The organism is Streptomyces sp. T39 (genome assembly GCF_008042045.1).
GTDB lineage: Bacteria > Actinomycetota > Actinomycetes > Streptomycetales > Streptomycetaceae > Streptomyces.
Map to the genome: position 1 here is coordinate 642977 of NZ_RDBP01000012.1, position 12982 is coordinate 655958.

A 12982-nucleotide genomic window follows, 5' to 3' on the forward strand; every position below is an offset into this window, starting at 1 on the left:
CATTTTCGCACTACGGGGCACCCTTGAGGCCACCCAATACCGTCCGGGCCCGCTTCTCCGCGCTCTCGGCCGCCACCAGGTCGGGCGTGATGCCCCGCCCGTCGACGCTGTGACCGGCCGGGGTGCGGTAGTGGCCCACGGTCAGCTCGGCGACCGAACCGTCGGGGAGCCGGCTGGGCATCTGCACGGAGCCCTTGCCGAAGGTCCGCGACCCGACCGTGACCGCCCGTCCGCGGTCCTTGAGCGCCCCGGTCAGCAGTTCGGCGGCGCTCATGGTGCCGCCGTCCACCAGGGCGACGAGCGGCCGTGCCGTGTCCCCGCCGGCCTCGGCGTAGAGGGCCTGCTGGTCGCCGCGGACGTCGTAGGTGGCGACCAGGCCGCCGTCGAGGAAGGCGGAGGCCGCGGTGACGGCCTCGGCCACCAGCCCGCCCGCGTTCCCCCGCAGGTCCAGCAGGACGCCGGCGCCCTTCGGGGCGCCGCGCACCGCTTCCCGCACCCGTGCGCCGGTGCCCTTGGTGAACGCGTCGACCTTGATCACCACGGCGTCGTCGAGCCGGCGCACCGTGACGGACTGCGTCGTCAGCCGGGCGCGCACGAGGTCGGCGGTCCGCTGCCGGCCGTCCCGCTCCAGGCCGACGGTCACCCGCGAGCCCACGTCGCCGCGCAGCAGCCCCACCACCTCGGTCACCGGGCGACGGACGACCTCCTGCCCGTCGACGGTGCGCAGGCGGTCGCCCGGCCGGATCCCGGCCCGGTCGGCGGGGCCGCCGGGCTGCACGCGGGAGACCTCCACGCCGCCGTCGCGGGTGCGGCGGGCGCCGAGGCCGACACCGGTGTACTCGCCGTCGAGGGCGTTCTCGAACTCCTCGTACTCCTTGCTGTCGTACACCGCCGACCAGCGGTCCCCGCTGCGGCTGACGAACTGCTCGGCCGCCTCGGTGCCGGACTTGCCGTCCGCCATCGCGTCGGCCGCGGCGCGGGCGACGTCCTCGCGGTCCACGGACGCGGCGGCGGAGCGTACGGCGGGGGCCTCGTCGGGCCGGTCCTCGGCCCGGGGCAGACCGCCGGTGGCGGCCGCCGTGGCGAGCACGGTCGCGAAGACCAACGTCAGGGCCGCCCCGCGGCGGGTGCCGTGGGGCAGGGGACTGAGATCGGGGCCCGACATGGCGACGAGTCTAGGACAAGCGAAGGGCGCCGTACGGATGTTGACCGCACGACGCCCGGGGCGCTTGTCACACCTTGAGGTACTTGCGCAAAGCGACGAAAGCCGCAACGGCGGGCATCAGCAGGCCGATTGCCAGGATCAGGGGCAGCTTGGTGAGCACCGCGTCCCAGCCGATGAAGTTGACGAGCTGCATCTTGTCGGCGAGCGCCAGACCGTTGTCGATCAGGAAGTACCGGCCGACGAGCAGCATCAGGCAGGCCACGGCGCCGCCGAGCGCGCCCGCCACCGCCGCCTCCATGATGAACGGCGTCTGGATGTAGAAGCTCGACGCTCCCACCAGCCGCATGATGCCGGTCTCCCGCCGCCGGCTGAACGCCGATACGCGCACGGTGTTGACGATCAGCATCATCGCGATCACCAGCATCAGACCCATCACGCACAGCGCGGCGATCCGCATGCCGTTCATCAGGTCGAAGAGGTTCTGGAGGATGTTGCGCTGGTCCTGGACGGACTGCACACCGTCACGGCCGGCGAACGCGGTCGCCACCACCTCGTACTTCTCCGGGTCGTGCAGCTTGACCCGGAACGACTCCTGCATCTGGTCCGGCGTGATCGTGGACGCGATGGGGGTGTCGCCGTACTGCTCCTTGTAGTGCTTGTACGCCTGCTCCGCCGTCTCGTGCTGGACGGTGTCGACGACGTCCAGCTTCTTCAGATCGGCCTGGATCTGCTCCTTCTGCGCCGACGTGACGGCCCCCTTGGCGCACTGGGGCGAGGTGGCCGCGTCGTTCTTGTTGCACAGGAAGATGGAGACGTTGACCTTGTCGTACCAGAAGTCCTTCATGGTGTCGACCTGCTGCCGCATCAGCAGCGCGCCGCCGAAGAGGGCGAGCGAGAGGGCGACGGAGACGACGACGGCGAAGGTCATCGTGAGGTTGCGACGAAGACCGACACCGATCTCCGACATGACGAACTGGGCGCGCATGGCGTGCTTTCAGCCTTTCAGTCTGTCCGGGCTCAGTGCTGGTAGCCGTAGACGCCGCGTGCCTGGTCGCGTACGAGACGGCCCTTCTCGAGCTCGATGACGCGCTTGCGCATCTGGTCGACGATGTTCTGGTCGTGGGTCGCCATCACCACGGTCGTACCGGTGCGGTTGATCCGGTCGAGAAGCTTCATGATGCCGACGGACGTCTGCGGGTCGAGGTTGCCCGTCGGCTCGTCCGCGATCAGCAGCATCGGGCGGTTGACGAAGGCCCGTGCGATGGCCACCCGCTGCTGCTCGCCGCCGGAGAGCTCACCGGGCATCCGGTCCTCCTTGCCGCCGAGGCCGACGAGGTCGAGGACCTGGGGCACGGCCTTGCGGATCTCGCCGCGCGGCTTGCCGATGACCTCCTGGGCGAACGCCACGTTCTCCGCGACGGTCTTGTTGGGCAGCAGGCGGAAGTCCTGGAAGACGGTGCCCAGCTGGCGGCGCATGTGGGGCACCTTCCAGTTGGACAGGCGGGCCAGGTCCTTGCCGAGGACGTGGACCATCCCCTGGCTGGCGCGCTCCTCGCGCAGCAGCAGCCGCAGGAACGTCGACTTGCCGGAACCCGAGGACCCCACGAGGAAGACGAACTCCCCCTTCTCGATTTCGAGGGAGACGTCGCGCAGGGCAGGTCGGTTCTGCTTGGGGTAGCTCTTGGAGACGTTGTCGAATCGGATCACGGGTGCACCACGGGTAGGCCGGGAGTAGGTGAGCGTGACCATACGCGAACCCGCACAGGCCGTGCAGTCGCGGTCCCGAGTTGCGCGTTTTGTCCGGTCACGGATCGGGCGTAATCCGACGGGGCGCGCCGAAAAGCGCCCGAGCTGGCACAGTGGTAGGGGAACAGTCGCGTTTCCCTGTGCGTTGTCGGGAGAGAACTGTGCTGACGGTCCGCGCCTGCGGCTTCGGCGCGCGGAAAGGAGAGCGCATGACCTACGACCGACTGGTGTGCGCCAACTGCGCGGCACCTGTGGCCGAGGGGCGCTGCCCGGTGTGCCGGGCCAGCCGTGAGCGCCTCCAGCAGGACGGCCCCCTCGCGGGTGTGAGCCCTGCGGCCCTGCTCGCACTGCTGGTGCTGCTGGTGGCCGCGGTGGCACTGCTGGCCGTGTAGGACGCGGTCCCGCGCGGCGGACGCGCGGACGGACGAGGGAAAGGCCCGGGGTGCGGACACCCCGGGCCTTTCGCCGTCTCACGTCATGCGACGCCGTCTGCGTCTCAGGCGACGGTGCGTCCGCCACCGACGAGGCGCGGCAGCATGCGGAAGCCGATGCCACCGGCGATCATGGTCGCGGCGCCCAGCAGCAGGAACGTGGTCTCGGCGGCGCCGGTCTCCGCCAGTTCCTCCTTGGCCTCGCCCTGCTCGACCGGCTGCGAGCCCGCACTGTCGGTGTCGGTGCCCGTGCCGGCGTCACCGTCGACCACGCCACCGTTGGGGTCGGTGTCGTTGCCACCGTTCGCCCCGCCGTTGTCGTTGCCACCGTTGTCGTTGCCACCGTCAGCACCGCCGTCGGCACCGCCGTCAGCGCCACCGTCAGCGCCACCGTCAGCACCACCGTCAGCACCGCCGTCAGCACCACCATCGGCACCGCCGTCAGCACCACCATCGGCACCGCCGTCAGCACCGCCGTCAGCGCCACCATCGGCACCGCCGTCAGCACCGCCGTCAGCACCACCATCGGCACCGCCATCGGCGCCACCATCGGCACCGCCGTCAGCACCACCATCGGCACCGCCGTCAGCACCACCATCGGCGCCACCATCGGCACCGCCGTCAGCACCACCATCGGCACCGCCGTCAGCACCACCATCGGCGCCACCGTCAGCACCGCCGTCAGCACCACCATCGGCACCGCCGTCAGCACCACCATCGGCACCGCCGTCAGCACCACCATCGGCACCGCCGTCAGCACCACCATCGGCACCGCCGTCAGCACCACCATCGGCGCCACCGTCGACACCACCCGGGTCGCCGTGGATGCCGATACCGGCGTCGATGCCGTTCTCGTCGGCGTTGGCGGACACCTGGAGCGGGCCCACGTTGATGTCGAGCGCCTGCGCGGCACCTGCGGCGGTCAGCGACGCACCCGCGGCGATCACGGCGCCGGCGGCTATACGCGCGACGCGAATCCGCGTCTTCTTCGTCATCTGGCTGCTACCCCCAGTAGCTTCTCGTCATTGGAGCAGCGTCCGGAGCAACAGCAGGCTCGGGTCCGTCGTGACTCCCCCGCTCGCACACGCCCCGGAAACACGCATGCCGCACGTCACCATTCCGAGTTTTGGCAACACCGTCAAGGTCGTTGCGGGCGCGATGCCCGAAATGCTGTCAGTTGCCTGACCTGCGGGGATGCAACTGTGACATAAAAGGGAACTGCCGCCCCCTGGGCGGCAGTTCCCTTGTCGACAAAGCGCCGGACTACTTGTCCTGCTGCTTGCGCCAGCGAATTCCGGCTTCGAGAAAACCGTCGATCTCCCCGTCCAGCACCGACTGCGGGTTGCCCACCTCGAAGTCCGTACGCAGGTCCTTGACCATCTGGTACGGGTGCAGGACGTACGAGCGCATCTGGTTGCCCCAGGAGCTGCCGCCGTCGCCCTTGAGGGCGTCCATCCTGGCCCGCTCCTCCTGGCGCTGGCGCTCCAGCAGCTTGGCCTGGAGGACGTTCATGGCGCTGGCCTTGTTCTGGATCTGCGAGCGCTCGTTCTGGCAGGAGACGACGATGCCGGTCGGGATGTGGGTGATGCGGACCGCGGAGTCGGTCGTGTTGACACCCTGGCCACCCGGGCCGGAGGCGCGGTAGACGTCCACGCGCAGCTCGGACTCGTCGATCTCGACATGGTCGGACTGCTCGACGACCGGCAGGATCTCGACGCCGGCGAAGGAGGTCTGACGGCGGCCCTGGTTGTCGAAGGGCGAGATGCGCACCAGTCGGTGGGTGCCCTGCTCGACGGAGAGCGTGCCGTAGGCGTACGGGGCCTTCACCACGAAGGTGGTCGACTTGATGCCGGCCTCCTCCGCGTAGGACGTCTCGTAGACCTCCGTGCCGTAGCCGTGGCGCTCGGCCCAGCGCAGATACATGCGCTGGAGCTGCTCGGCGAAGTCGGCCGCGTCGACGCCGCCGGCCTCGGCGCGGATGTTGACCAGCGCCTCGCGCTCGTCGTACTCGCCGGACAGGAGGGTGCGGACCTCCATCTCGTCCAGCGCCTTGCGCACGGACTCCAGCTCGGTCTCGGCCTCGGCGCGGGCGTCCGGGTCGTCCTCGGACTCGGCGAGCTCGAAGAGCACCTCGAGGTCGTCGATCCGGCTGCGCAGGGCCTCCGTCTTGCGGACCTCCGCCTGGAGGTGCGACAGCTTGCTGGTGATCTTCTGCGCCGCCTCGGGGTCGTCCCACAGGGACGGTGCCGCCGCCTGCTCCTCGAGCACGGCGATGTCTGCCCTCATCCTGTCGAGGTCCAGAACGGCCTCGATCGACCCCATGGTCGAGGAAAGGGACTTCAGCTCTTCGGAAACATCGACGACTGCCACGGGTCCAGCGTAACGGCTGAGCGGAGGAGACCGTGCTGGCGGCCGCCCGCCCCGTCCTCTCAGGGCTCCGAGGGGGCGGACTGCCGCTGGCCGGGGGGCCTGCTCGCGCCGTCGTCCCCGCCGGCGACCAGCCAGCCGCCGACCCCGACGACCGCCGCCACGGCCACGGCCGCCGCACCCAGCGTGATCCGGCGCTTGCGGACCGACGCCGCCTTGTTGCGCGCGGAGCCGGGGCGCCGCTGCCCCGGGGCGCGGGGGGCGCGAGCGGTGCCGTGCGCGCCGCCCGCGAGTTCGTCGGGCGCCGGTACCCGCATCGAGGTGTGGGTGTCCCGGTTGGAGTCCGCGGATGTGGCGCCGGGTACCAGGGAGACCGCACCCTTGCGGCGGGGCCGGTCGGCCCGCTCGGGCGCAGTGTCCTCGTGGACCTCCGCCGCCGGCTCCGTGTCGGGTTCGTCGACGTCGAGCGGCGGCATGCCCCGCAGCAGCGGCAGCAGGTCGTGGAGCCGCTGCGCCAGCTCGGAGGCGCGCAGCCGGGAGGCGGGCGCCTTGGCCAGGCACTGGACGATCAGCTGCCAGAGCTCGTCGGGGATGCCGGGCAGCGGCACCACCGTCTCGGTCACGTGGCGGCGCAGCACCGCGCCGGGGTGGCCGCCGCCGAACGGGGTGAAACCGGCGAGCAGTTCGTACAGGACGGTGGCCAGCGCGTAGATGTCCACGGCGGCCCGGGGCGGCAGCCCCTCGACGATCTCGGGGGCGATGTAGTCGGGGGTGCCGATGATGCCCGAGGCGTTCGGGGCGCCCCCGCCGGCGGACCGGGTGGCCTTGGTGCGGCGCGGGGTGTCGATCAGCTTGGCGACGCCGAAGTCGGTGAGCAGCGCGGGGTGGGACCCGGCCGGGCCGAGCTGCCCCTCCATGTCGAGCAGGATGTTCTCCGGCTTGACGTCGCGGTGCACGATGCCGGCGGCGTGCGCGGCGGCCAGCCCGTCGGCGACGTCCGCGACGATCGCGACCGCGGCCTCGGGCGCGAGGCGGCGCTCGCGGTCCAGACGGGTGCGCAGGTCGGTGCCGCGCACCAGGTCCATGACGAGTGCGAGGTCGTTGCCGTCGACGACGAGGTCCCGGACGCCGACGACCCGGGGGTGGTCGAGCCCGAGCAGCGCGGTGCGCTCCTGGACGAAGCGGCCCACGAGCTCCTGGTCGCTGGCGAGGTCCTCGCGCAACAGCTTGATCGCGACGGGCCCTTCGGGGCCCTCGCCGAGCCACACCGTGCCCGCGCTGCCCCGCCCCAGGATCTGATGCGCCGTGTACCGGCTGCCGATGTTCCGTGCCAAGACTGCTCCCTCAGCGGCTGGCGTTGCCCCCAAAAGTACGCGGGCATCGGGGAGGTGTGTGCCCCGGATGTCGCCGACCTTCACTTCTGCGGGATAAATCAGCCCGCGGAAGTCGACAAATGCACAGAGTCGTGTGCGGCGGGGCGCGAACGGCACCCTCGCCGCGGCGCCCCCGGGGCGCCCCGGACGCGGCCCGCGCCGCGTCCGGTGGAGCGGGCCGCCTACTGCGGCGGTTCGGTGATCTGGTCGGCGGTGTCCTTGGCGTCGCCGATCTGGGAGATCCAGTCGGTGACCGTGGAGATGCCGTCGCCGATCGCCTGCCAGTAGCTCTTGCCCTGGGCGATCCAGTCCTGGAGCGGGGTGAGCTCCCAGATCAGCCAGCCGCCCACCACGAAGAGCACGACCATGACCAGGCAGCCCTTGAGGCAGCCGAGGCCGGGGATGCGCACCGGGTTGGCGCTGCGCCGGCGGGGCTCGCGCTGCGGGGGCTGCTGGGGCGGCGGCTGCTGCGGGGCGTACGGCTGCGGGGCCGGCGCGTAGGGCTGCGGCTGCGGTGGCGGCGGCTGCTGCCGGCGCTGGGGCGGCTGCCTGCGCTGCGGCTGCTGCGGCGCCGGCGGGTACGGCTGCTGCGGCGACGGCGGGTACGGCTGCTGCCGCTGCGGGGGCTGCTGCGGCTGCCGTTGCGGGCGGCGGCGCAGCGGGTCCTGGGCCGGGTCCAGGTACTGGACCTGGGTCTGCTCGTTGCGGTCCCGGGCGGCCCTCAGCTGCGACTGCCAGGGGTGCGGTTCCTCCGGGCCGGGGACCGGGGGCATGACGGACGTCGGGTCGGCACCGCCGCCCCGGGGGCCGGTCTGCGGCATGACGCTGGTCGCCGCGGACGGGTCGTACGCGGAGCTGCCGCCCGGTCCGGTGTTCGGCAGGACCTGGGTCGGGTCCGCGGCGCCCGGGGTGTCCGGCACGGGGGCGGGCGAGGGGTCGGGCGCGAGCAGCGCGGCGACACCGAGGGCGGCGTCGATCTGGGCGGAGTTGGCGTGGACGCCGATGCCCGCGGCGACCGTGCGCAGCCCCCTGGCCAGGTTCTCCGCACTGGGGCGCTCGCCCGGCTCCTTGCGCAGGCAGCGCTCGATGACGGTCCACAGCGGTTCGGGGACGGTGCTGGGGCGGCGCGGCTCCTCGCTCAGGTGGCGGTGGAGCACCTCCAGGGCGGTGCCGCCGGCGAACGGGGGTCTGCCGGTGACCAGCTCGTACAGCAGGATGCCCGCGCCGTAGATGTCGACCGCGGAGGTCTGCGGCCGGCCCTCGGCGGACTCCGGGGCGACGTACGCGGGGGTGCCGACGAACTCGTGGGTGCGGGTCAGGCCCGGGGAGTCCGCGAGGCGCGCGATGCCGAAGTCGGTCAGCATCGGGTGCATCTGGCCGTCGGCGTCGGTCTTCAGCAGGACGTTCGCCGGCTTGAGGTCGCGGTGGACCACGCCGTCGGAGTGGCTGGCCGCGAGCGCGTCCGCGATCTGCGCGGTCAGCAGCGAGGCGGCGACCGGCGAGAGGGGGCCGTTGTCGCGCAGGTAGTGATGGAGGTCGGGGCCGTCGACCAGGTCCATCACCAGGGCCAGCAGGTCGCCCTCGACGACGAGGTCGCGGGTGCGCACGATGTTCGGGTGGGTGAGCCGCAGCAGGACGGAGCGCTCCCGCAGGAAGCGCATCACGACGTCCGCGTCGTTCGCGAGCTCCTCCTTGAGGACCTTGATCGCGACGGTCTCGCCGGGCTGGCCGGGGACGGCCGCCTCGGCGCCCGCGGTCTCCCGCTGGCGCGCTCGCCAGACGGTGCCCGTGGCGCCGCGTCCGAGCGGCTCCTCGAGCAGGTACTTGCTGCCTACCGGCCGCACGTCGCGCTCCCTGCTGATAGGGGTCCTCACATGGTCCGGGCCCGCCGATGATCCTTTGATCCTGACGCCGCCCGCGTGTCCGGCCCACTGTAATGCCGTGGAACGGATCACCGGCGGCCTCGCCGCCCATCTCTTTCCTGGCGGGCGCCGCCCCAATCCGCCCGGCGGCGCACGGGTCCTCTCGAAAAGAGACGCGACGGCCGTACGGATGGTTGCCGGTCGGAAGTGCATCGAAGCTCACTTTTCGGACGGGCTCGATCAGGGGCCGGTTCCCAAGCAGGCATTTTTGCGTCCAGAGCCGACCATTCAAGATCACTTGAGGGTAGGTCCCGGGCGTGTTGTCGGCGGCAGGTGCGAGGATGCCCTCAGCACACAGCCGCGTGGACGGTTTCCTTCGGCGCGCCTTCGGCGCGCCTTCGGCGAAGGGCCCGGATCCCCCGGCTCGTGCCGACCTGCCGGGCGGGGGCGATCGGGGCGGTCCCTGGCCGGGTGCCCCGCGCAGAAGGGATTGCTGACGGCGATGCAGATCCGGCTCACGGTGCTCGCGCCGCGCGGCGGACAGTCCGCGCCCCGGCGCGCCTGCGACGTGCTGGTCACCGCGCCGGCGGGGACGGCGCTCGCCGCCGTGGCCTCCGCCCTCGCGTCGGCCGCCTGCGGCCCCGACGCCTCGGGGGCCGTGGTGCTCTGGGCCGGCCAGGAGCGGCTCGACCTCCAGCGGCGCACCCTCGGCGAACCGCCCCTGGTGGACGGCGCCGTGCTCGCCCTCCAGACCCCGGCCGACGACGAGCCGCACGAGGCGGACGTCCCGGCCGAGCTGCATGTCGTCGCCGGACCCGACGCGGGCGGCGTCCACCTGCTGCACGGGGGCCGGATCAGCGTCGGCCGCTCGGCCGGCGCCGACGTCCCGCTCGACGACCCGGACGTCTCGCGCCTGCACTGCGAGGTGACGGTCGCCGACGACGGCCGGGTGACCGTCGCCGACCTCGGATCGACCAACGGCACGACCGTCGACGGCGCCCCCGTGGGCGAACGCCCGGTGCGGTTGCCGGCCGGCGCGCTGCTGCGCGTGGGCGAGTCGGCGCTGCGGCTGGCGTCCGGCCCCGCCCCCACCGGTCCCGCGACCGCACCCGACGGCGAGGGTCATCTCCGGGTGGCCCTGCCCGGCCTGCCGGCCACGACGGCCTCCTCCGGTGGTGCGGGGACGGCTCGGGACGCCGAGAGCGCACCGCGTGCCGGCACGCCGGCGCCCGGCGGAGCCCCGGCCGGCCACGGCCGCACGGTCACGGCACAGGGCCCCCACCACCCCGGCCGGACCGACCACGGCGACACGGGAGCCGGCCGCGCCCCCGGGGGAGCCGCCTCACGCCCGGCCGGTCAGGGCCGCACGACCACCGTCCACGGGCCCGCCGGCGGCGGCGCCGCCCCGTGGCCCGCCCCCGGTCCCCGCCACTCCGGCCCGGCCGACCGCGGCGGCACGCCCACCGGCCACGGTCCGGCGATCGACGACGGGCTCCCGTGGCCGCCCGCGCCGGGCCACCCGGACTCCCTCCACCAGGCGGAACACGGCGGGGCGCCGTGGCCGAGCGCGCACGGCGCCGCCGGCCACCCCGGCCACCTCCCCGAGGACGGTTCCCCGGCCGCGCGGATCCCCGCGCAGTACGACCCCGCCCCCGGCGCCACCCACGGCCGCCCGATCGATCTGCGGCCCGGCGGCCCGGACGGCTCCGAAGCCGTCGGCGACGCCCCCGCTGGCCCGGCCATGGACGGCGCCGCCCCCCGGCGGCGCGGCATAGGCGCCTGGGCCCGCAGACTGACCGGCGGCCGGGACACCGGCGCGCCCCAGGCCCCGGCATCGGCCGCTCCCGGCACGGCGGACCCCGGCCCCGGGGGCGAGAGCTGGCCCGACCCGGCGGCCGTCCTGCTGACCGCGCTCGGACCGGGCCCCCGCCTGTGGGAGCGCGCCCCCGGCCACCCGGAGTCGCTGGTGATCCGGCTGGGCACGGCCGACCGCGCCGAACTGCCGTCGGTCCCGGTGACCGTCGCCCTGCGGGAGGCGGGCTCGCTCGGGCTCGCCGGCCCGAGGACACGGCTCCTGGGCCTGGCCCGTTCCGCCGTGGCCCAGCTCGCCGCGCTGCACGCGCCCTCCGATCTGGAGATCGTGCTGATCAGCACGGACCGGGCCCACGGTCTCGACGCGCGCAAGGGCGACTGGGGATGGCTGGGCTGGCTGCCCCATCTGCGTCCCGCGCACGGCCAGGACTGCCGGCTGCTGCTCGCCTACGACCGCGACCAGGCCACTGCGCGGACGGCCGAGCTCACCCGGCGGCTGGACGACGGGCCGCTCGGACCCGGCTGGCCGAGCGCCGACCGCGCGGCGGTGACGGACGCCGCCGCCCGCCACAGCGGACCGCGCACGGTCGTCGTCGTCGACGGCGACCCCGGTTCGGCCGCGCTGCGCGAGACGACCGCCCGGCTGGCGGGCGCCGGCCCGGCGGTCGGCATCCATGTGATCTGCCTCGCCGAGACACCGGCGGCCTCACCGCTCTCCCCGGTCGCCGCGACGTACGAGGCCGCCTGCGCGGCGTCGCTGCCGTTCCGGGAGTGCGGTGCCGTGGCACTGCTCAGCGGCGACGTGGCGACCGCGCTGCGGGTGCTGCGGGTCGCCGCGGGGCGGGCCGCCGGCCACGGCACGGTCGGTTCGGTGGACGCGGTCTCCGCCGCGTGGGCCGAGCGGTTCGGCCGGGCCCTGGCGCCGCTGCGCACCGAGGGATCGCTCTCCGCCCCGGGCCGGACCACCGCGCTGCCGGGCACCGCCCGGCTGCTGGACGAACTGGGCCTGGCGAGGGCCACACCCGCCTCGCTGATGGCGCGCTGGGCGTCGGCGGCCGAGGGCACGGTCGTCCTCGGGGCCGGCCCCGAGGGCCCGCTCTCCGTCGACCTCACGGCCGAGGGCCCCCACCTGCTGATCGAGGGCCCCGCGGGCAGCGGCCGGACGGAGCTGCTGCGGGCGCTCGCCGCGTCCCTCGCGTCGGCGGGCCGCCCCGACCGGCTCGGTCTGCTGCTGGTGGACGGCGCCGGCGGCGAACGCGGCGAGGGCCTCGCCTCGTGCACGGAACTGCCCCATGTCACCGAGCATCTGGTGGCGAGCGACCCGGTGCGGATGCGGGTCTTCGCGCAGGCGCTGGGCGGGGAGCTGAAACGCCGCGCCGAACTGCTCGACGGCACGGACTTCGCCGCATGGCACGCCCGTCGCGAGGTGTCGGACCGCATGGTCGGCCAGCGGACCGCGCCCGACGCCGCCGACCAGCGGGGCGACATCCACTCGCCGTCGTCGGGGACGCTCCGGCTGCGGCCGGGCGGCCGCACCCAGCGCTCCGGGCCCGATCCGCTGCCGCGGCTGGTGGTCCTGGTCGACGACTACGACGCGCTGGTCGCCCCCGCGCTCGGCAGCCCGGGCCGGCCGGCGGCCGGTTCGGTCGTGCGGGCGCTGGAGGCCGTCGCCAGGGACGGGGGGCGGCTCGGGGTGCATCTGATCGCGACGTCCTCCCGCCCGGACCGGACCGCCGACACCCGGCTCGCCGAGGGCGCCAGGCTCCGGGTGGTGCTCCAGGCGCCGCCCGTCTCCCCCGGGCCGGACGACCCCGCCCCGGGCCGGGGCCGGCTCGGTCACCCGGACGGGCGGGTGACCGCGTTCCAGACCGGCCGGGTCACCGGCCGGATCCCCCGCACGGCGACCCTGCGCCCGACCGTGGTCCCCCTGGAATGGGAGCGGATGGGCGATCCGCCGACCCGCCGGCCCGTCCGCGAGCTGGGCAACGGGCCCACCGATCTGGCGCTGCTCGCGAGTGCCCTCCAGCGCGCCGCGCAGTCGGTCGACGCGGGCCCGCTGCCACCCCTGATCCCCGCCCAGACCTGACCCGGCCGGGCCCGCCGCGGTGCCCGGGCATCGCGGCGGGCCCTTCCCGTGCGAGCCCCTGACACCGCGTCACAAGGCCATCACGAAAGCCCGGTCGGCGGCGAGGGCGGTATTGCGACACCCGTGGCACGGGCGTACAC

At 74.0% G+C, this 12982-nt stretch carries 9 protein-coding genes; 3 read left to right on the forward strand and 6 right to left on the reverse strand.

All coding sequences use genetic code 11. The features are described from left to right. Window positions 1-10 precede the first annotated feature (10 nt). The 3 genes from EAO77_RS03800 to ftsE all read right to left on the reverse strand — a co-directional run bounded on the left by EAO77_RS03800 (window position 11) and on the right by ftsE (window position 2872). A complete protein-coding gene (locus EAO77_RS03800; protein ID WP_147986699.1) occupies window positions 11-1165 on the reverse strand; it encodes a S41 family peptidase in 1155 nt (384 codons plus the stop codon). 67 nt (window positions 1166-1232) lie between these two features. Next, window positions 1233-2150: a permease-like cell division protein FtsX gene (gene ftsX / locus EAO77_RS03805; RefSeq protein ID WP_147986700.1), complete on the reverse strand. Its 918-nt coding sequence runs from the start codon at window positions 2148-2150 to the stop codon at window positions 1233-1235. Window positions 2151-2182: 32 nt separating this feature from the next. Continuing rightward, window positions 2183-2872 (reverse strand): cell division ATP-binding protein FtsE, encoded by a 690-nt coding sequence (ftsE, locus tag EAO77_RS03810; RefSeq protein ID WP_147986701.1) that lies wholly within the window; start codon window positions 2870-2872, stop codon window positions 2183-2185. A gap of 248 nt (window positions 2873-3120) precedes the next feature. Here ftsE and EAO77_RS03815 point away from each other — a divergent pair, with 248 nt between their 5' ends. After that, window positions 3121-3303: a hypothetical protein gene (locus tag EAO77_RS03815; protein ID WP_147986702.1), complete on the forward strand. Its 183-nt coding sequence runs from the start codon at window positions 3121-3123 to the stop codon at window positions 3301-3303. A 50-nt stretch (window positions 3304-3353) separates the two neighbouring features. After that, window positions 3354-4553, forward strand: coding sequence for a hypothetical protein (locus EAO77_RS38410; RefSeq protein WP_187283107.1), 1200 nt, complete (start codon window positions 3354-3356; stop codon window positions 4551-4553). Between the two features lie 52 nt (window positions 4554-4605). Here EAO77_RS38410 and prfB read toward each other — a convergent pair whose 3' ends face one another. The 3 genes from prfB to EAO77_RS03835 form a co-directional block, all read right to left on the reverse strand. Continuing rightward, a complete protein-coding gene (prfB, locus tag EAO77_RS03825) occupies window positions 4606-5712 on the reverse strand; it encodes a peptide chain release factor 2 (protein WP_147986704.1) in 1107 nt (368 codons plus the stop codon). 59 nt (window positions 5713-5771) lie between these two features. Next, entirely contained in the window at window positions 5772-7043 is a 1272-nt protein-coding gene (locus EAO77_RS03830; protein WP_147986705.1) for a serine/threonine-protein kinase, read from the reverse strand. A 221-nt stretch (window positions 7044-7264) separates the two neighbouring features. Then, window positions 7265-8926: a serine/threonine-protein kinase gene (locus EAO77_RS03835; RefSeq protein WP_147986706.1), complete on the reverse strand. Its 1662-nt coding sequence runs from the start codon at window positions 8924-8926 to the stop codon at window positions 7265-7267. Window positions 8927-9446: 520 nt separating this feature from the next. Between EAO77_RS03835 and EAO77_RS03840 the strand changes: the two genes are divergently transcribed. Continuing rightward, on the forward strand, window positions 9447-12842 hold the full coding sequence (locus EAO77_RS03840; RefSeq protein ID WP_147986707.1) for an FHA domain-containing protein: 3396 nt from the start codon (window positions 9447-9449) through the stop codon (window positions 12840-12842). Window positions 12843-12982 lie beyond the last annotated feature (140 nt).

Coding starts and splice junctions, on each gene's coding strand:
- EAO77_RS03800 (WP_147986699.1), bottom strand. CDS start 1,165: ATGTCGGGCCCCGATCTCAGTCCCCTGCCCCACGGCACCCGCCGCGGG.
- EAO77_RS03840 (WP_147986707.1), top strand. CDS start 9,447: ATGCAGATCCGGCTCACGGTGCTCGCGCCGCGCGGCGGACAGTCCGCG.
- EAO77_RS03815 (WP_147986702.1), top strand. CDS start 3,121: ATGACCTACGACCGACTGGTGTGCGCCAACTGCGCGGCACCTGTGGCC.
- ftsX (WP_147986700.1), bottom strand. CDS start 2,150: ATGCGCGCCCAGTTCGTCATGTCGGAGATCGGTGTCGGTCTTCGTCGC.